General features: G+C 63.8%; 11 protein-coding genes and 1 pseudogene. 6 read left to right on the top strand and 6 right to left on the bottom strand.

The window, feature by feature from the left end; translation table 11 throughout:
• Positions 1 to 22: 22 nt before the first annotated feature.
• The 4 genes and pseudogenes from AIIKEEIJ_RS30925 to AIIKEEIJ_RS30910 all read right to left on the bottom strand — a co-directional run bounded on the left by AIIKEEIJ_RS30925 (position 23) and on the right by AIIKEEIJ_RS30910 (position 7,614).
• Positions 23 to 3,037: a Tn3 family transposase gene (locus AIIKEEIJ_RS30925; RefSeq protein ID WP_039583599.1), complete on the bottom strand. Its 3,015-nt coding sequence runs from the start codon at positions 3,035 to 3,037 to the stop codon at positions 23 to 25.
• A gap of 149 nt (positions 3,038 to 3,186) precedes the next feature.
• A pseudogene (locus AIIKEEIJ_RS30920) lies at positions 3,187 to 4,513 on the bottom strand (IS1634 family transposase); the annotation flags it as partial.
• A 117-nt stretch (positions 4,514 to 4,630) separates the two neighbouring features.
• Entirely contained in the window at positions 4,631 to 6,202 is a 1,572-nt protein-coding gene (locus AIIKEEIJ_RS30915) for an IS1634 family transposase (protein ID WP_029547282.1), read from the bottom strand.
• A gap of 218 nt (positions 6,203 to 6,420) precedes the next feature.
• On the bottom strand, positions 6,421 to 7,614 hold the full coding sequence (locus tag AIIKEEIJ_RS30910; protein WP_161996236.1) for a cutinase family protein: 1,194 nt from the start codon (positions 7,612 to 7,614) through the stop codon (positions 6,421 to 6,423).
• Between the two features lie 323 nt (positions 7,615 to 7,937).
• On the opposite strand from AIIKEEIJ_RS30910, the gene AIIKEEIJ_RS30905 reads away from it, so the two are divergent.
• The 3 genes from AIIKEEIJ_RS30905 to AIIKEEIJ_RS30895 all read left to right on the top strand — a co-directional run bounded on the left by AIIKEEIJ_RS30905 (position 7,938) and on the right by AIIKEEIJ_RS30895 (position 11,231).
• Positions 7,938 to 8,765 (top strand): hypothetical protein, encoded by an 828-nt coding sequence (locus AIIKEEIJ_RS30905; protein WP_161996235.1) that lies wholly within the window; start codon positions 7,938 to 7,940, stop codon positions 8,763 to 8,765.
• 302 nt (positions 8,766 to 9,067) lie between these two features.
• Complete coding sequence (locus AIIKEEIJ_RS30900; protein ID WP_338020972.1) at positions 9,068 to 10,054, top strand: transglycosylase domain-containing protein; 987 nt, start codon at positions 9,068 to 9,070, stop codon at positions 10,052 to 10,054.
• Between the two features lie 181 nt (positions 10,055 to 10,235).
• Positions 10,236 to 11,231 carry an ISAs1 family transposase gene (locus tag AIIKEEIJ_RS30895; RefSeq protein ID WP_161996233.1) on the top strand — a complete coding sequence of 332 codons (996 nt, stop codon included), beginning with the start codon at positions 10,236 to 10,238 and terminating at the stop codon, positions 11,229 to 11,231.
• 284 nt (positions 11,232 to 11,515) lie between these two features.
• On the opposite strand, the gene mobF is transcribed toward AIIKEEIJ_RS30895, so the two are convergent.
• Positions 11,516 to 15,946 carry a MobF family relaxase gene (gene mobF / locus AIIKEEIJ_RS30890; protein WP_161996243.1) on the bottom strand — a complete coding sequence of 1,477 codons (4,431 nt, stop codon included), beginning with the start codon at positions 15,944 to 15,946 and terminating at the stop codon, positions 11,516 to 11,518.
• Between the two features lie 249 nt (positions 15,947 to 16,195).
• On the opposite strand from mobF, the gene AIIKEEIJ_RS30885 reads away from it, so the two are divergent.
• The 3 genes from AIIKEEIJ_RS30885 to AIIKEEIJ_RS30875 all read left to right on the top strand — a co-directional run bounded on the left by AIIKEEIJ_RS30885 (position 16,196) and on the right by AIIKEEIJ_RS30875 (position 17,449).
• Positions 16,196 to 16,630 (top strand): hypothetical protein, encoded by a 435-nt coding sequence (locus AIIKEEIJ_RS30885; RefSeq protein ID WP_161996232.1) that lies wholly within the window; start codon positions 16,196 to 16,198, stop codon positions 16,628 to 16,630.
• Between the two features lie 225 nt (positions 16,631 to 16,855).
• Positions 16,856 to 17,164, top strand: coding sequence for a hypothetical protein (locus AIIKEEIJ_RS30880; RefSeq protein WP_301916389.1), 309 nt, complete (start codon positions 16,856 to 16,858; stop codon positions 17,162 to 17,164).
• The gene (locus AIIKEEIJ_RS30875) at positions 17,165 to 17,449 is read left to right on the top strand and encodes a hypothetical protein (RefSeq protein ID WP_161996231.1); all 285 of its coding nucleotides are present in this window, start codon (positions 17,165 to 17,167) and stop codon (positions 17,447 to 17,449) included.
• A gap of 230 nt (positions 17,450 to 17,679) precedes the next feature.
• Here AIIKEEIJ_RS30875 and AIIKEEIJ_RS30870 read toward each other — a convergent pair whose 3' ends face one another.
• Positions 17,680 to 18,684, bottom strand: a complete 1,005-nt coding sequence (locus AIIKEEIJ_RS30870; RefSeq protein ID WP_161996230.1) for a DUF4192 family protein — start codon at positions 18,682 to 18,684, stop codon at positions 17,680 to 17,682.
• Positions 18,685 to 18,883 lie beyond the last annotated feature (199 nt).

Below are 18,883 nucleotides of genomic sequence, written 5' to 3'. Positions count from 1 at the left end.
CACGGGCCCCGGTTCCGCGCGGTCAGAACAAGGTGTCGCGCACCCGCAGCGGCCGGTACCCGGTCGGGCCCAGCTGGGCCAGCTCGGCGTCGATGTCGACCTCGATCGCGCCGAAGAAGTTGATGTTGGCACTGTGGGCCGGGCTGATGTGGGCCAGGACCTCGTCATCGATACGCTGCCCGGTCCGGCGCATCTGCTCGACAGCGAACCCGTAATACTCTGTGGTCCAGGCGATCACAGCGTTGGTCGTCAAGGTCAGGCACCAGGCCTGCTCGGTCTGGTCCTCGAGGTGGCGCGCCCGGATCATCCCCTCATGGGCATAGAGCAGGTCGCGGCGCAGCGCGTGCAGCGACTCGCCCTTGTTGAGCTGCCGCGAGATCTTGCGCCGGTAGTCCGGATCGGAGAGGTATCTCGCGGCGTAAATGGTGCGCCGCAGCGCCCCGTACTCCTTGAGCGCCGCGGCCAGGGTGTTCTGCCGCCCCGACGCCGACAGCTTGCCGACCAACAGCGACGCGGTGGCGTGCCCGAACTTCAGCGATCCGGCCAACCGCAGCAGATCGTCCCAGTGCTCGGCGATCAAACCCAGGTTGGCCTTGCGGGTCATCAGCGGGCCCGCGTGCGGGAACCGGGCCTCGGCCTCGGCGCGCGGGCCCGGCCGGTACAGGGTGATCCGCCCCAGATCCCGGATCCGTGGCGAGAGCTGCATCCCGAGCAGGTCGAACAACCCGAAGTTGACCAGGGTGACCCCGTGGGTGTCGGTGGCGTGCTCGGTGATCGGCAGATCGGTGGCGTTGCCCAGGATCTCATCGAGCACGTAGTGGGCTTCGCGTTTGGTCGCCACGATGACCTTGGTGCCGTAGGTGGCGTGGGTGTCGCTGACATGGGTGTAGGTCGACAGGCCCTCGCTGGCGAAATAGCGGCTCAACGGCCGCGCCGTGGTCGACTTACCGCGCGTCGGGAAACGCTGCCCGTCGCTCGACGACAGTGTTCCGGCGCCGAACACCGCGGTCAGCGGCAGCCGCTGGTGGTAGCCGACCAGTACCAGGTTGGCCGCGCGCAGGGTCTCCTCGCGCACATACCACTCGTCGGTCCAGGCCAGGATGTCGTAGGTGATTCCGCACGCCTCGGCCATCCGGGTCAACCCCAGGTTCGTCGAGTGCGCCAGCAGTACCGCGATCAGGTTGCGTTTGAGCTCCGGCGTCCGGGTGGCCTGACCGCCGGCGTGGGTGAAGCAGTCCAGGTAGCCGGTGCGTTTGTCCAGCTCGATCAGCAGCGACACGATCGGCGCGAACGGCAGCATTTCGGTCAGCTCGGCCTTGAGCGTGATCGCCTCGGCGGGAACATCTTCCGCGCTCAGCGGCGAGATCACCAGATCCCCGCCCTCGTCCAGCCGGACCGGGCCGTCCCCGCCGGCCAGCACCTCCTCCAGCTCACCGAGAGCGTCGTGCAGTTCGGCGACCACGGTGGCCAGCGCGACGCCAGGATCGGCGGATCGCCCGACCAGGCCGCAGAACTCAACGCGTTGCGGTTCCCACTGCCCGGTGGTGAGCAGGTAGGCGGCCGGGTCGGCGTAACGGCGCGAGCCCGGCACGAACACATCCCCGCTGCGCAACCCGTCACGCAATCCGAGCAGCACACACAACTCCCAGTAGTGCCGATACGCGGTCGCGCTGCCGGATTTGCGGGCCTCGTCGAGGTAGCCGCGCCACTTCATCGGCACGAACCCGGTCGGGGCGTCATCGAAGACCTTGCGCCGCCCGGTCGCGTTCAACTCGCGCAGCATGTTCACCGCGATCAGCAACTCGGTCGCGGCGGTACCGCCGCAGAAGCGCACCGCTTCGAGCACCGCGGGGGTGAACTGACGCAGGTAGTTGTAGGAGGAATCCAACGCCGCCAGATGCCCGTGATCACGCGGCAACCTGGGCTTGGCCTGGGCGATCGCCGCGCGCAGGCGCTCCCACCCGATCTTCTCGCCGCGGATCAGCGCACCGATCTCCTCATCCGGAACGCCGGGGTCGGTGACGATTTCCAACAGATCGTCCAGCAGCGCCTGACGGTCCTCTCCAGTCTTCCCTCGTTCGGCCAGCCGCTGCTGCATCTTCCGTTCGGCAGCACCGAATTTCACCGAGATCGCCTGATCGAACAACGCCACGACCTCATCGAGGACATCGGTGCCGGACTGGGCCAGCACCGTGAGCAGGATCGGATACCGGCGTTGCGGATCCCGACGTTGCAGCGCTTGCGGACTCAGGCGCCGGCCCATCGTGGCCAAAAACCGGCGCCGCTCGGCGGGCAGCACCGACATATCCAGCCGATCAGCGCCCAACCCGCGCAGGAAACCCAGCTTGTCGACCTCGGCGCGGACCGCGGCCGCCGAGGCCTCCACCGGCCCGGTCGACAGCCACCGCAACCGCGAGATCCCCAGCGAAGCGTCGGTGACAAGCAAGCCGTCCAACTCCGCGCACCGCGCCGCAGTGAACTCGTGAGCGAGCCGGTCATAGGTTTCGGTCTGGGCCTGGTGGCGGGCGTGGGCGACCCGCTCGACCACGGTGACCGGGCCTGGCCGGATCACCTTCGCCGAGATCAGATACTCACACGCCAGCCGGAACAGCAGAGTCGGGGAATCGTGCTCCATCGCCCGCGCGAGCAGGAACTCATCGAGCTCCTTGAACTCGAGCGCACCGACCGCACGCCATCCCAGGTACCGCGCGGCCAGGCGCACATGCTCGGTGCGGGTCTTGGCTCGCCTGCCGTAGGCACCGATCACCACCGGATCCAACCGCAACTGCTCGGCGACACGAGCCACCGCCACCGGCGGAGCCGTGACCAGCCGATCCGGCACGAATCCCAGCCACGGCAGCGTACACAACGCGATCGCCAAGCCCAGCCGCTCGGCTGGGCCCCGGCCCCGGCCCGGATCCACGAACGCCAGATCCGCAGGCGTCAGCGTGAAGTACCGGAACAGCTCCTCGCGGCTGATCTCCGGGAATCCCCGCAGTCGTTCCAACTCCTCGTCCGCGAACATCCGCGTCGCCACGACCCCAGCCTCCACCAGCACCGACCAACATCATCATCGGCAGTCAAGCACCAACCAGTCGACAGCGCATGCCGAACTCGAAACCCCGTGCCCACCAGTCGGATACGCCAAATCCGCCCGATTTCCGGCGGATGCTACGGCTACCCCTACTTGCCGATCACCTCACCCGGTTCCATCAGCGTGACCGGAATGTTGGTCACGTATCCCTTCAGGCCGACGAGGGACCGGGCCCTGCCCAGGGCGGCATCATCGAGTTGCTGACCGGCCGTGGTGGTCTTGACGAACCGAGTGGCCTTGGCCTTCTTCGTGCCGTCGACGACCGCCTTCGCCCGCGCTTCCTGCGCATTGAGGGTTTGGTTGTCGCGCACGGCGCGTTTGCGGGTGTACTGCCAGATCGCCCGCCACGAGGTGGGGTGCCGCACCGGATCCCAGACCGGTTCGGCTCGTCTCTTCACGGTGTTGACGACACTGCGTGCGTGCCGGGGTGTGACGGTGTCGATGATCTGCCCATCGGTGAACACATCCGCCGTGCCAATGGAAATGAGATGTCAGATCGCCCGGGGCTTTCGTGACGCGGGATCCGACGATGAACTTCAGACCCGCCTCGTCGAGCGCGGTCAGGTTCGAGGCGGAGAGCATGCCGGCGTCGGCGGCGATAACCATCTCCACACCGTCGATGCCGTGGCGGGTCTGGAACTGGCGCACGATCGGGATCAGGGTGTGGGTTTCGGCCTTGTTGCCCTCGAAACAACCGATCTCCAAGGGGAAGCCGGTGCGGTCGACGAGCAGTCCCACCACGATCTGTGGATCGACCCGCCGCTCCTTGCTGTAGCCGACTTTGCGGAGGTCGTCTTCCTTCTCGGCCTCGAAGTACAAGGTCGTCACATCGAACAGCAACAACCCCAACCCGCCGGTGGCGGCGGCGTACTCGAAGCATCGGTGGGCGATCCGATCCCGGTAGTCACCGGTGAGGATCTGCGCGAGATGGCGTTGAATCGTTTTGTACGACACGGTGTCCGCGCCGAGGTCGTCGAGGACACGCAGGGCGTCGATCTTCGAGGTCGGTTCGACGATGCGTGCGATCACCAGATCCTTGAACACCGCATCGTCGAGGACGTCGAAGCCGAGCCGGTCGTAGACCGAGGCGAGTACGTCGTAGAGCAGCCGGGCGGTGGTGCGCACGGTCCGGCCCGGACCGGCGACCTCCCGACCCGCCGTGGGCGGCGACACGGATAGCTGTCCGGTGCGCCAGTCGGCGACGTCGGTGATCTGCTCGACCGGTGACGGTACGTCGAGCTCGAGCATGCCTTGGTCACCGTGCAGGAGGTTGCGGGATCTTTCGAGGAGGATGCCCAGCTCGACGTCGGTGTGCGCGGATCCGACGTGCGCGATGATCTCGTGCCGGCCCCGATGTTTGCGCACGACCTGCACCGCGACCGCGCCGGATGCGGTGCGCACTTTCCGCACGAATGCCACCGCCCGAACCTACCCGCTTAGTGTCCCGATCGGCTTTCGCGGGATCACGAAGGCGCAGGTGACGAGCCTGCCGAGCTTTCTACTCGCCAGTAATGTCCTAACCTGAGTTGCACCAGTTTAGTGTGCCAACCCTGATCGACGATTCGAGATTTCGAGGGAATCGAGGATGCTCGCGGCGTCGGCGGTGAGTGGATCGAGGGCGGTGTGCTCGTGGCCGGCGATCGAGATTGTGATTTCCTGCAGTGGACGCAGGGTCCGCACGATCTTCCGGATGGACATCCCGGTCTCGTCCTGCAGATAGCGTGAGATCGCCAACGCAGCGAACACGATGGTCAGGTGCGCCTCGATCGCATCCCGGGTGTGACTGAAGATCGGCCGGGCCCGCAGGTCGGTCTTCGACATCCGAAACGACTGCTCGACCTGCCACAGGTCGTGATACTTCGCCATCACCTCATGCGGGTTCATCACGTGCGCAGGAAGGTTCGTGGCGTAGCCTTTGAGCCCGACAAGGGAACGGGCCCGGGCGATGCCCGCCGTATCGAGGGTCTTGCCCTTCGCGGTGGTCTTGACGAACCGCGGCGATCGTGCAGCTCGGGTGCCGTCGATGACGGCCTTCGCCCGAGCTTCCTGAGCGTTCAACGTCTGGTTGTCCCGCACGGCGCGTTTGGCCGAGTACGCCCAGATCGCTCGCCACGCTGACGTGTCGGCGGGGTCCCACACCGGCTCGGCACGACGGTTGACATCGTTGACCACGCTCTTTGCGTGTCGCGGGGTGACCGTGTCGATGACCTGGCCGTCGGTGAACACGTCGCCGTTCCAGTGGAAATGACTGGCCAGATCCGAGGGTGCTTTCATCACCCGGGAACCGACGATGAACTTCAGTCCGGCAGCATCGAGGTCTTTCAGATTCGAGGCGGACAGCATGCCGGCGTCGGCAGCGATGACCATCTCCACGCCCTCGATATTGTGACGAGCCTGGAACTGGCGCACGATCGGCACGATCGTGCGGGTCTCGGCGTGGTTTCCTTCGAAACAACCGATTTCCAAAGGGAATCCGGTGCGGTCGACCAGCAGCCCGACGACGATCTGCGGGTCCACCCGACGTTCCTTCGAGTACCCGACCTTGCGCAGTTCGTCTTCCTTCTCTGCCTCGAAGTACAAGGTCGTAACGTCGTAGAGCAATAGGTTCAGGTCGCCCGCGGCGGCGGCGTGTTCGAAGCAGCGCTGCGCGATCCGGTCACGGTAGCCATGCTCGGTGCAGCGCTGCAGGGTCCGCACGAACGTGTTGCGGTGTGCGGGGACGATGCCGATCTCGCCGAGCACGCGACCCGTGTCGCTGACCGAGGTCGCTTCGACGATGCGGGCTGCCACCAGCTGGAAGAACGCCTCGTTGTCGATCACATCGAACCCGAGGTGCTGCCACGCGGTGTCGATGACCTCGATCAGCCAGCGGGAACGCTTGCCGGTGATCACCGATGCCCCGCCGGTACCCGCCCCCAGGTCGAGATCGAGTTGCTGCTGGCCGGCAAGAAGTTTCTCGCGGGCGGTCTCGAGCAGAGCGGCGAGTTCACTGTCGGTATGCGCCGAGCCGAGGTGCTCGAGCACCTTGTCTCGGCGGCCTTGCTTAGCTGCGATCTGCACCGCGGTCGCGCCCGACGCGGTGCGGACTTTGCGGATGTAGGCAGCCACAGAGCGGGAGTCTACCGAGCCGTTAGTGTGCCATTTCCCGAACCCGCACCGCTGTCACCAGCACAAACGCCGGATCCGTCCCGAGAATCGGCCAACCTGGTGCAACTCAGGCCTAACTCAGGGTAGACATCGGCAAGCGGTACGCAGTCAGAAGTTTAGGGCATATCGGATACATTTGATCTGATATGCCCTAATCTGAGCCTGCGGTTCCCGGCTCGTTAACTTCCGGTGTACGTACTTGCGATCATGCTGCCCGCGAACTGCGCCAGACTCTCAACGCCCCATTCCAGGATCGGTGCGTCGTCGTAGATTCCGTGGACATTCGAAGGCGGACCCTCGCCTTGTGCGCCCAGCATCGCATCCAATGGAGCATGTATGAACACGTGCGTGCCCTCCGCTGGAAGGTTGAGAGCACTCAGGTTGCACACAGGATCTGATTGGATGCATACCGAGAATACACGCGCGTCCGACGGAAATGCGGCTCGAGTTCCCAGGCTTCCAGTTATATCCTGCGAATCCACCGGTGAGTACGACAGCGCTGAGCCATTAGCGACAAATTCTTCCGCTCCAGGGGACGAAGAGTTAAACGCGGGATCAGCGAGTAGCACGACACCAGCGATCCGGTTACGGTCAACGGGTCCGCCCTCGTGGTAAATCGTCTGTGCCACGTCCCCTACGATGTGCGCGCCCTGCGAATATCCGATGAGAAAGAACTTCGAGTTGGGGCATTCCCGAGCGAGAACCTTCAGTAGGTCGTAGGTAGCGCTGTATCCCTTGTCCTTTGATTCCTTGTAGGACGAGAGGTTGTACATAGCCTTGGCGGTAACTGTATTGAGTAGTGCGGGATAGGCGACGGCCGCAACACCGAGCTCCAGGCCCTCGGCCCGCATAGCTTCGACCACAGCGTGAACTTCAGGACCTAGCCGCGACTGCTCGTCGCTAGAGCCCAAGTTCTCCTCCTGCAGTGCTCCTTGATGGGATCCGGGTACGCCCACAACGATGTACGGCACGCATCCCGGTTGGGTCGATTCCTCGTTTGACGTCATCTCGCCGCAGTCGGGTACGTTTGGCGTCCATCCGTCGTAACCGGTGTTGATCCACGCGGTCGGGAGCCAACCGTATTCGGTAAGAGCCCAGACGTCGATCGTTTCCTGCCCGTTGTATACGGGTTCGCCGGCCACCTCACAAATGTGGCTGACAAGGGTTCCGTCCATGAGCGCGGGACCGGCATGCTCCGCGGACATCGCCGGTGCCTGGCGGGGGTGGATGCCGATGTCTGTCCAATCGATCGGAAACCGATTGGCTGGTTCGGCCTGGGCAGGGCCTACGCCGAACAGGACGAAGAGTGTCGCCAGTAGGCTTGAGATCAGGACAAAGGCGACAGTCCGCGTGGCCTGTGGAGCAGCAGTCATTTCAAGTCCCCCTCTATGTAGGGCCATCACTGGGCTAGATGAACTGTCCCTATAGGGAAGTTCGCCAACTGCGGTGCCGAGGAGTAAGGACTCGTCTGCGCCGGTCGTTCTATTGCGAAGGGCTACTGCCGTAGGCTACAGATACTAAATGACGTCTCCAAGTAGGTCAACACCGGACACCGGACACGGTGTCTCAACGAGGGGTATCGATGAACAATCCTATGGATCCCAGTTCGCGTGGCACCAAGCGGCGTAGCTCTGCACAAGTCCGACACGAGATGCTGAGCACTGCAACCGAGATGGTTCGAACCCACGGGCTCACAGTGAGCCTTCAACACATTTCGCTCGACTCGATCGCCTTCAGCGCGGGAATACCAAGGAGTGCTGTTTATCGGGTATGGCCAAATCGTGAGGATTTTTTTAATGAGTTGCTATATGAGCTTGGAGGGTCTCAGTCATCAAACCCTGCCGTGTTCGATGGAGATACGCTCGACGTTGCTCTGGACACACTGAAAAACGAGTTGCGCGAAAACCCTAATATCTTGGAAACTATGCCAGGGCGGTACGCAGTTATGGTGGAAGTATGCCGCCGGGGGGCCACAGTAAACTATAAGAACCTAAAGGAAAATAATCGCTGGAGAACCTATCTCGCCCTCGCCGCGACAGCAATTTCGTACCCTGAACCTGTTAAAACCAATCTACAATCAGCCATTGCCCAGTCTGAGGGTGATTACTTAACAGCACTGGCGACATTCTATGAATCCATAGGGAAAGTCCTTGGCAGGCGCATCCTGCCTGAATTCCAAAGCGACCCCGAATCTGGACGCCACCCATATGCATATCTTTCGGCAACCGGAGCCGCCGCAATGGAGGGGCTAGTAATCAGAGGGGCGAACTTTCCGAAGAATGCAGATGCCGGGCGATCGCCTGACCTGGATATACCCGCACGGATGACCGATCCATTCCATACAGGACGCAAGAAGGAGTGGAACTCTGCCGCAGTGGCATTTACCTCTATATTTATGACCATGACCGAGGCCGTATCTGATGAAGAATTTAGATACAAAACTAATCATATCGACGATATGATCGATGAATTGGAAAATCGTGCGCGCCAATTGAAAAAATCCGAAGCGGTCGGAATCGAATAGTTTTTTTCAAACTTTCAAATCGACACTACCTGCGCTGCTGCGGGTCGATGCATCCTCAGCGAGGCCGGCTCGCTCTCTTCTCGTTCACGCAATATATGAATACAATTGTTCCGCTCACACCTAATCACCTGGTTGAGCGGGCGTTAAATTTTAACTTTTGACCATCAAGTTCGCTACCGGTCCCGGACCTCATTGGAACTATTGTGAATCATTTTCCAGAATCTAACGAGATCCCCCCTTCGCAGCGAGGAGAATTCGACCCGTTCGCTGTCGTTCCTCCCAGAGAAACGAATCCTCTCCCAATGTCTCAACCAGTGGTTCAGGACCCCCCTCGTGAACCACTGAGCCCGTCAACCCCAGATATCCCATACCCGCCAACGGGACAGCGGAGTCGCCTACCTCTGCCAAGGCAGGGAAAGTTTTGGCGAGCAGTCAGAAAAGCTGCTACTTACGCCCTAAAGGCACTATTAATATTCTTTATCGTAATTAGTATTATTGCCGGCTTCTACCGTTATGTGGCGCCGCCGCGCACCACATTTATGCTCTCTGACGAGGCACCCGGAGAAACGGTGTATGAATATGTCCCTTTGGAATACATTAGCAGGTACTATGTGGCAGGCGTTCTATTCCACGAAGATACCGAATTAGGGCATCGAGTAGGACCGTTTCACGTGGGTGACTTCATAGAACGGATTGAGGCGTTCCTGGACGATATCCCCGACAATGACCCGCATGGCTCGAGCATTCCGCAGCAGCTTGTGAAGAATATTTTCATGATCCGCGGCGATTCGACATTTGTCCAAGCTTCAAGGAAAGGCGTTGAAGCCGTACTTTCTTACCCCTTCAACCTGATCCTTGGCGATAAACGACAACTGGAATTGTATCTTAACTACGCACAGTTTGGTCCTAATTTGTACGGCATCTGCGCGGCTTCCTGGTACTATTTCAATAGACCTCCATGGGACGGCAGTGTTAAAACTGCGGCGTGGATTGCCGGCCTACTCCCGGCCGGTGAAGACGCAATTCGCGCGCAAGGCGGGGGAATCGACACTAATATTAACTTTGTCGATATAGACTTACTCGAAACTATATGGCGGGCCCATGCTGTTATTCCATACTCCTTTGAGTATATGGGAGGATGGGAAAACATGACCGCCACAGTAGGAATTACCGATTCGGCGTCCGACAATTACCCGTCCATCCATGAAGACAGTTGTTCGACTATGCCTGAAAGTGTCGCACGCCGTCTTGCCGCAGAAGGCGCGCGTTGGAGCACCGAGTACGAGTAGCCGATAACTGATAATTGACCTGATTACCTAACCCAGGGCGCCGTAGTTGTTGACTACCGGCCCCGTGACCTGGGGGCTTCGGTCTATGGGACGTGCTGTCCGGGCCGGTTGAGCGGGCATGGGGACAGGGATTGATCATGGGTGTGTCTTACGCATCCAGATCGTCCACGAGGAGTCACCCATGCCCGCCGGGACAGTGTCCCCGATCGACCCCTGTCTTGACCAGCTGGCCCGGTCGAGCCGGGTCGTCGCCGACGACATGCGGATGTCGGAATTGCTCGTCGCGCTCGAGGAGGTGCCCGATCCGCGTGCTCGGCGCGGTCGCCGCTACCGGTTGCCGTCCCTGATCGCCGTGGCATTGTGCGCGGTCGCCGCCGGTGCCCGCTCGTTCTACGCCATCGCCGACTGGGCGGCCGCTGCACCCCAGAAGGTTTTGCAGCGGTGCGGTATTCGATTCCGTGTTCCGAGTGAGGCCACGATCCGTCAGGTGTTCGGCCGGATCGACGGTGACGCTTTGGACCGAGTGCTCGGCCGGCACCTGGCCGCAACCGCTGGCACCGAGGGCGGAAGAGTGGTCGTGGCGGTGGACGGCAAGACGGTCCGCGGCGCCCGCACCGCGGACCGGGTGGCTCCGCATCTGGTGTCGGCGGTCACCCACGGCGACACCGTCGTGCTCGGACAGTGCCGCACCGCCGACAAGAGCAACGAGATCCCCACGGTCCGACAGCTGGTGCGCGGACTCGATGTCGCCGGAGCGGTGGTGACCATGGATGCGATGCACACGCAGAGGGCGACCGCCCGGTGCCTGCGTGAGCAGTGCCGGGCCGAGTACGTCATGGTCGTCAAGGCGAACCAGCCGGGCCTGCTCGCCCGGGTTCGGGACCAGCCGTGGGAGCAGGTGCCGGTGGTGTGGTCGGATCCGGTCGAGCGCGGTCACGGCCGGGAGGAGCACCGCAGCTACAAGATCGTCACCGTGACCCGGGGTTTGCGGTTTCCGTACGCGCAGCAGGCAATTCAGATCACTCGGCGACGGCGCGTACTCGGTGGCGGCGTGTGGAAGGTCGAGGTTGGTGTACGCGATCTGTTCACTGCCGTGCGAGCAGGCACCTCCGAAGCTGCTGGCATCGTGGATCCGCGGGCATTGGCACATAGAGAACAAACTCCATTACGTGCGTGATGTGACGTTCGATGAGGACCGGTCCACCGTCCGCACCGGTCATGGTCCGCAGGTGATGGCGACGTTGCGGAACGTGGTGGTCAGTCTGCATCGTCGGGCCGGGCATACGAACATCGCCCGGGCCTGCCGGCGGCTGGCGGCCAACCCTCATCGCGCGGTCGACCTGGTCTTGAGAGCTTGAAGATGCTGGTCACGGCTGCGGAAGTCAACAACTACGGCACCCTGGGCCCCGTACAACCATCCCGGTAGAGCGAGCGGTGCACAACCGCTGGCAGACCTGGCAACTACACCCGTCGCGGACGTTGTTCGACGTGCCCGAGGTCGACCTGCGGTTCGGGTTGCCGACGGCGCCCTACGTACCGCGTGTTCTGCGAACGTTCTTGCTGTTCACGCAGCTGCGTGTGCTCACGCTCGACGTGGACCCAGTCGAGTGCGGCGCGGCGATCCTTCGGTCGACCCCCGGCGAGGGTGTCCTCGTCGGTGACGTGGTGGGCACTGCGGTAGGCAGCCGCGTCCGCGATGGTGGCCCGCCACAGGACAGCGTGCTCGGGATCGTTGGGGCAGGCACCGAGGCTCGAGTGCGCCCAGATCGGTGCGGTGTCGTCGGTGAGCTGGTCGCGGTAGTCGCGGTGGAGTTCGGCGATGGCCTGGTAGTCCTCGCGGATCGTGGCGGCGAGTTCGGGGGCGATTTGGTCGGCGTCGGACACGGGTGCGACGACCCATTTGGGTGCGTCGGGGTTCGTGAGGTCTCGGCCGTCGGCGGCGATGCGGTCGAGTTCGGCGAGCAGCGTGGTCGCTAGGGCGGTGGCTCCGGCCCGCTCTGCCAGGTCGGCCACGACTTCTTCGATGCTCGTTCCGCTGAGGTGGTGGAGATGTTCGATGCGTCCGGCGATGGTCTGGGCGCGTTCGTCGTCGGTCTGCAATGCGAGCGTGGGCAGGTGTTCGGCGATGGTCTCTTCGTGTTCGGTGAGCCATGCGGTGTTGCGGCGGGCGATCAGCTCGGTCAGGGGTTTGGCCATGTCGGATCGCAGCGCGGCCGCGGTGGTGTCGACGCCGTTTTCGGCCAGGCGTTCGTGGTGCCAGGTGAGCAGGTTGATCGGGTCGACGCCGGCTTGGGCGGCGCGGTGGAGCTGGCGGGCGAGCAGTCGTGCGGAGGATTCTTCGGCGATGCGGGCACCGAGTTCTTCTCCGAGTGCAGCGGTGGCGAGGGTGCGAACTCTCTGCGTCTCGAGGAGTGCGGAGGTGTCGCGGTAGCGGCGGATGACTTCGCCGATGCCGGTGTCTGCGGTCGCGGCGCGGTCGGTGGTCTCGGTGTAGCGGCGGGCGCATTCGACCGCGAAGTCGTGCATTTCCGCGTCGGTGTGGAGCGGGTCGCGAATCGGTAGCGGCGGCAATGTCGGGTGTTCGGTGAACTGGCCGACAATTGCGCGGGTGCGGTGGGCGAGGACCGATCCGATGTCCTTCGCTCCGGCGAGGGGGCCTTCGGCGAGTGCGTGTCCGAGTAGTGTGCGGGTGCTGTGGCCGTGGTCATGGGCGTCGGCGAGGACCTGGCGAAGCTGTGCCCATCCCTCGGTGCCTTCGATGGTGGCCGCGATGTGTTCGGGCAGGGTGCGGCGCATCTCGATCTCGAGTGCGCCGTCGCGGAGGCGGCGTTGGGCGGCCAGATATGCCTCGCGCAGCCGCTCCGGGTCGGTGGCGTGGGCGGCTTGTTCCGCGAGTTCTTCGGTGGCGGTGCGGTGGCCGTTGTCGGTGGCGACGACGGTCTCGAGGATCATCCGGCCGGTGGAGACGTTCTTGTCTTCCAGGTGCGGACGCTCGGTGTCGAGACCCACGGGCACGTCGACCGGGACGTAGATCCGGTTGTCGGTCCGGGCGCGGGTGACGGCCACATACAGCCCGGAGCGGTCCATGTCGGGGGTGATGATGGCGTGGGCGGTGTCGACCGTGACGCCCTGGGCGCGGTGCACGGTGGAGGCGTAGCCGAGTTGCACGTGGCTGCTGATGTAGTCGGCCGGCAGGGTGATGACGCCGCCGTGTTCGAGGTGCCGGACGGTCAGAGCGCCGCGGTCGGACACGACATCGAGCACTTCCCACAGATCACCGTTTCGCACGAACGCTCCGGCTTTCTTTCCGCCGGAGGGGTTCAGATCGCGGCGGTTGCTGCGGGTGAGCACGATGTCGCCGCGGCCGGCGGTGAGTTCGTCGGCGAGGGCGACGGTGGTGGATTCGTCGCTGGTTCCGTCGTGGCGGCGCACGGCCTGGACTTGGATGTTGGCTGCCGTGACGTCCTCGCGGGTGGGCAGCATGACGATGGATTCTTTGCCGTCGGCGAGGTCGTGGAGGTAGTTCTCGACGGCCTGGCCGATCATTTCTTCGCGCGTTCCTTCGCGCACGAGATCGCGTTCGTAGATCAGGTCCAGGCCGGTGGAGTCACCGGATCGCAGCAGCATCGAGTTTTCGGCTTGGGCGGTGTCGTTGCCGAATCGGACCACGGTGTCGAGTTCGGGAGCGTCGGTGTTCTGCGCCAGATAGCGCAGAATTCCGCCGGTCTCTACAGCGTCGAGTTGGGCCGGGTCACCGAGCAGGCGGACGACTGCGCCACGTTCCTTGGCGATCTCGACGACGGCGGCGAGGTCGAGGGTGGAGGCAAGGGATGCTTCGTCGACGAGCAGCATCGTGCCCGGTGCGATGTCGATGCCGGCCGGAAGTGTGCCGGGGCGACTGCCGACGAGACCGCGCCAGGGGTAGGTCAGGGAGGCCAGGGTCAGGCCGGTGACGCCGACTTCTTCGCCGAGTGTTTCGGCGGCGACCGCGGAGGGTGCGAGGGCTATGACGCCCCGGCCTTCGCTCTGCCATGCCTGCACGACGGCTTTCATGCTGGTGGTCTTGCCGGTTCCTGCGGGTCCGACACCGACGGCCAGCAGTGCCCCGGATTGCAGGAAGTGCTCGGTCAAGGTGCGCTGGCCGGCGTTGAGGTTGCGTCCGGTCTCGGCGCGCATCGTCTCGTACACCTCGTGGATCGAGGCGGTGCGGGCGGTGAAGACGGTGGGTTCGCTGGTGGCCGATACGAGCATCGTTTCGGCGTCGAGGATGCGCTGGGAGCTGTGCTTGTGGCTGCCGTGGTGGGACAGAACGAAGTCGCCATTACGTCGGCGCAGACGCCTCGGGATCGCGGGCAGTTCGACCCGTGGGGTGGTCACCGACAACTCCATGACCCGGCTGGTGAGTCGATCGACTGCCGTCCGGTAGGTATCCAGGTCGGGGAACGTCTCGCCGCCGAGGTGGGCCTGGACAGCGGAGGCGATATGCGGCAGTTGCCACCGCGAGCGCTTGGATTCGAGCTTGGTAATCACGTCGTGTGCGTCGTCGTCGAGGCCGCGGCGCTGGGGCATCGGGGCGTGACCGGCAGCCAAGGCGTCGCGGACGAGCTGATCGACGGCCTCGTTTCCGCCGAGGATTTCGGCGGCTTTCTCGCGCCATTCTGCGCGCATCTCCGCGAGTGATTTCGCGTCGGCCTTGCCTTCTCGGGTGTCGAGAGTGGCCTGCTGATAGAGCTGATACATCGTCTTGGCGGCGGGCATCCGCTGGTACTTGGCGCGGTACTCGGCCACGAGTTCGTCGCGGCGGGCCTCGATGGCGCTGCGGCGGGAGCTGAACATCTCGAGCATGTTGCGGGGAATAGCGGCCAGTTCGACGACGGGTTGCTTGCCCTGCTCGATCTCGCGGTGGGTCAGCTCGAGGCCGAGTTCGGTGCTCAGGCGTTGCATCACTTCGGCGTTGAATCGCTGCGAGGCGGCGACGGCGAAGCGGAACATTGTCGATCCGTCGACGGCTCGCCACTTGCCGTCTTCGGCACCTTGGGTCTTGATCGACACGACCGCGTGGGTGTGCAGGTTGGGGTCCCCGCAGCGGGAATCGAAGTGCTTGTAGAGGGTGGCGACGAAGCCGTTGGTGTCGATCTGCTCCTCGCCGTTGCGGCCGACGCGGGTGAAGCAGGCGTTCTCTTCGAGCCACCGGAGGGTGTCTTTCACCGTGGCATCGACGATGCGCTCGATCTCGATGCGCGTCTCGTTCGGTGCCAGTGCCCACAGGCTCGACACGCTCTTGGGCGGTGTGAACACCAGGTCGTGGCCGGCTACCGGGTGGCGGACTTTACCCTTCTCGTGAGCGATCCAGTTCCGCAATTCGGCCTCGTTCGCCACCGGCCGGCCGTGCTTGTCCTGGAACATTCCTCCGGCGATGCGGTCGAGGATCGCAGCGGATTCGTCCGGGCTCGGGGCGTGTCCGTGGGTGTCGGTGTACTCGGCAATTTCGGCCGCATGTCGGTCGAACAGCTCGACGTTGTTTTTGAAGGTCGGGAACTTCCGTCCGAGTCGGGCGAGCCGGATTGCGTCCTCGGAGGGGACGCCCCGGTCGATGAGTTCGGCGATCAGGGCGTCGGCATTCGGGTGAAGTCCTTCGCCGAACAGGGCCTTCATCTGCGCCTCGGTGACGACATCGCCGACGGAGGTCCGGTCGGCGTTCTCGACGTGGATGTCGTCGAGAAGGTCGTTCAAACCGTCGACTCCCGAGCCGAACCATTCGCCGGGCGGTGTGCCGTGCGCGGTGTAGTAGTCGGTCAGTTCTGCTCCACGTTCACGCTCGCGGTCGGCTGTGGCGACCTGACGTGTCAGGTACTCGTAGCCGTCCGCTGCGTGCAGGACGTGGAGGGTCATCACGGGCTCGATCTTAGCGGTATGAACGCGCAGGTTGAGAGAGGGAATCCCGAATGTCAGTAAAACTGCAAGAGGTGTGTCCCCCTTCTTCTGTTGCTGGTGCCCGAATACGGTGCGATGTAGATCGGTGTAGCTGGCGGTCGCAGACCGCTCCGGCGAAGCGACGGGGTTGGTCGGGTTGCTGGTTTAGACTCGGCGTGAGTTGTTGTAGAAGGGAAGGGTGTCGCAGTGAGTGGTTCGGGGGATGCGGTGCACAACGAGACCAAGGTGATCTCGGCACGCAGTCAGGCACGGTCGAAGCTGTCGGAACGGCGCGCTGAATTGCTCAAGCGGATCAGTGACAACCAGCGCGACCTCGAGCGCGCGTTGGCGTCGCTGGAGAAGGTGGACAAGGCCGCTGTTCGTCGTGATGCGGCGATCGCCAAGGCGAACGAGGAGTTCGAGAAGAAGAAGGCTGCGGCCGAACTCGCGGCGGGCAGGTCGCTGGCGCAGGTTGCTGGACGGGGCGAGACCGCGACCTCGATCTCCGAACTCGTCGATCTGGACGTGGCGATGGTGCGCCGGTTGGTGAAGCTGGCCGAAGAGAACAACGACTCGACGCCTCCCGTACAAGGATCGAGCGAGGGCGGCAGTGAGGCGAAGGAACCGACGCCCGACGTGCCTGTAGCTGCTTCCGGCTCCTGATCGGGCTGCAAGCACCGGCGCGAGGTCAGAGACGGAGCCACTGTGCGGTGGGAGCCAGGAGACGAGATCGAACGGACTCGCTTCTTCCAACGCGTGGTGTACGGACCGGACTTGGATTCCTGTCACCTCTGGGTGGGTGCACTCGGTGACGACGGCTACGGACGGTTCTGGATAGCTCGAGACGGTCATCAGATCGTGGTGCGACCGCACCGTTACGCGCTCGCTGTGGAGCTGGAACGTGGCCTCGACGACAACGAAGTGGCGATGCACCGGCGTTGTGACAACCCGCTGTGCGTCAACACGGGCGACGGTGATGCCTTCGCTGCCCATGTGGTGCTCGCGTCGGCCGCTGAGAACATGGCGGACATGGGGCGTAAGGGTCGCGGCGGGGGCCGGCGGTTGTGGTTCGGCGCCGACCGTGCCGAACGTGCTCGACGCTCACGAGCGGTGCGCGAGGCGGTCTTGCGATATGGCTGGGATCAGCACGCGATCGAGACAGCCCTGTACGACGGGGCGCAAGGAACGCTGTGGTAGTTGGCAGGCGATCGTCTTCTGATGTGTCGAGGCGGTTGGTTCGGCCATGGTGGATATTCGATGATGAGAGTTGGCCGTTGCACGCAAGTCGGGGCGGTTTCGGAGACGTTAGGGGTTCTTATGCAGCGCAGTGAAGCGGAAGCGGCCTTGCTCGGTGCCGTGCTCGAGGTGATGCCGATTTCGGACCTGGCCCTCGATGCGGCGGTCGCCGGCATACCGGTGTTGGACGTACCCCGCACTCGCGGCATCGACATCTGCTTCTCGGATAAGCCGGACATTCTCTGACGGCTCGCCTGAATCGCACCGTGACGATGCACGGTCGTCGCACTGCGGTTGGGTGTCGTCCCGGCGCGGTGGCGCGGATCCGTGCGCGAGCTGCGGGAGAAGTCGGGCGAAGGGGCTCGATGCCCTGAGCTCGGCCCTGCGCGCTGCGGAAGGTGCGGGCGGGTTCGTTGGTGAGTTGGAGATAGGGCGAGGCCCCGCACCGGTCGGTGCGGGGCCTCGTGGGGTGTTTGTCAGTCCTCGGGGGTGAATCCGAACTCGGGGAGGACGTTTCGACCGGCCTCGAGGACTTCTTGCACTCCTTTGGCGTGCAGGCCGTGGTCGACGACTTGGCGGATGAGAAGCGCGAGCTTGGGGATCTGGGTCTCGTGGGCTACTCCGTTCTCGATGGCGTCGAGGGCGACGGCGGCGCGGACTCCGTAGCCGTGTGCGTAGGCGACGGCGGCGAGGACGGACAGGATCGTAAAGCGGGCGTAGCCGGAGGTCTTGCGGGCGGCGTCGGTCAGGATGGCGACGGCGGCGACGTTGCGGGAGAAGTACAGGGCCACGTCGCGGGCGCGGGGGTTGTCGGTGAGGGTGATCGCGACGGCGACGGCTTCGGGATAGGTCAGCTCGCGGGGTGCTTCGATCGCGTCGCGCAGCGTCTCGAGGTTCGCGGCGTCGGTGATTTCGGGAGCCTGGGCGCGGGCCTGGCGCGCGTCCCACTGGCGCTCGAACAACACTCCGAGGTCTTCGGCGGGTGCGAGTTCGGCGGCGAGCGCGTCGCGGCTGGGGGCAATGGGTGCGCGGCCGTCGATGACTCCGAGGACAGCAACGGTGCTCGCGAGGATGTCGCCGAGTTCGCCGGATTCGGCGCTGGGGAAGTTGAAGAAGGTCTCACCGGCGGTGTACTCGGGCAGGACGGCGGCGATGGGCACGGCCAGACCGAGCGTGTAGGCGTGGCGGGTGGCGGCGAGAAGGGTTTCCTCTGCGGTGTCGCCGTTGGGGTGGATGCTGACGAGCGCGGCGATGGTGGCGTTGAAGTCGGCGGATTCGGCGGCGGCCATGAGCTTGTCGAGAGCGACAATGGCGGTGGCGTTGTCGTGGTCGAGGCGGGCGAAGGGGCCGGTCGTTCCCTGGGGATCGAACAGGGCGATGACGAGGGATTCGTTCGGGACCATGCCGAGGAAGGCGGGGATGCCTTCGATGAACTGGGCGGTGTTGAGGCGGGTAACGGGGCCGTTCTCGTTGTTGTTCATGCCTCTAGTTTACATCTGTGTTGATGCTTTTTCGATGTTTCATTGGTGCTTTTCCGGTGCTTTTCTGGTGATGCTGGTCACACGTTTTTGGGGTCTGACCTGCGGTTTTGCGGGTGTATCGGGGTGGTTCGGTGGCGGTGGTGGAGCGGGTACCTCGGTCGGTCGGTGCGCCCTGGTGAACCGGGCGCGGTGACTGCCG

This window comes from Rhodococcus sp. YH1 (assembly GCF_009939605.1).
In the GTDB taxonomy this organism is placed as follows: domain Bacteria; phylum Actinomycetota; class Actinomycetes; order Mycobacteriales; family Mycobacteriaceae; genus Rhodococcus; species Rhodococcus aetherivorans.
This window is presented reverse-complemented; position numbering and strand designations above follow the sequence as displayed.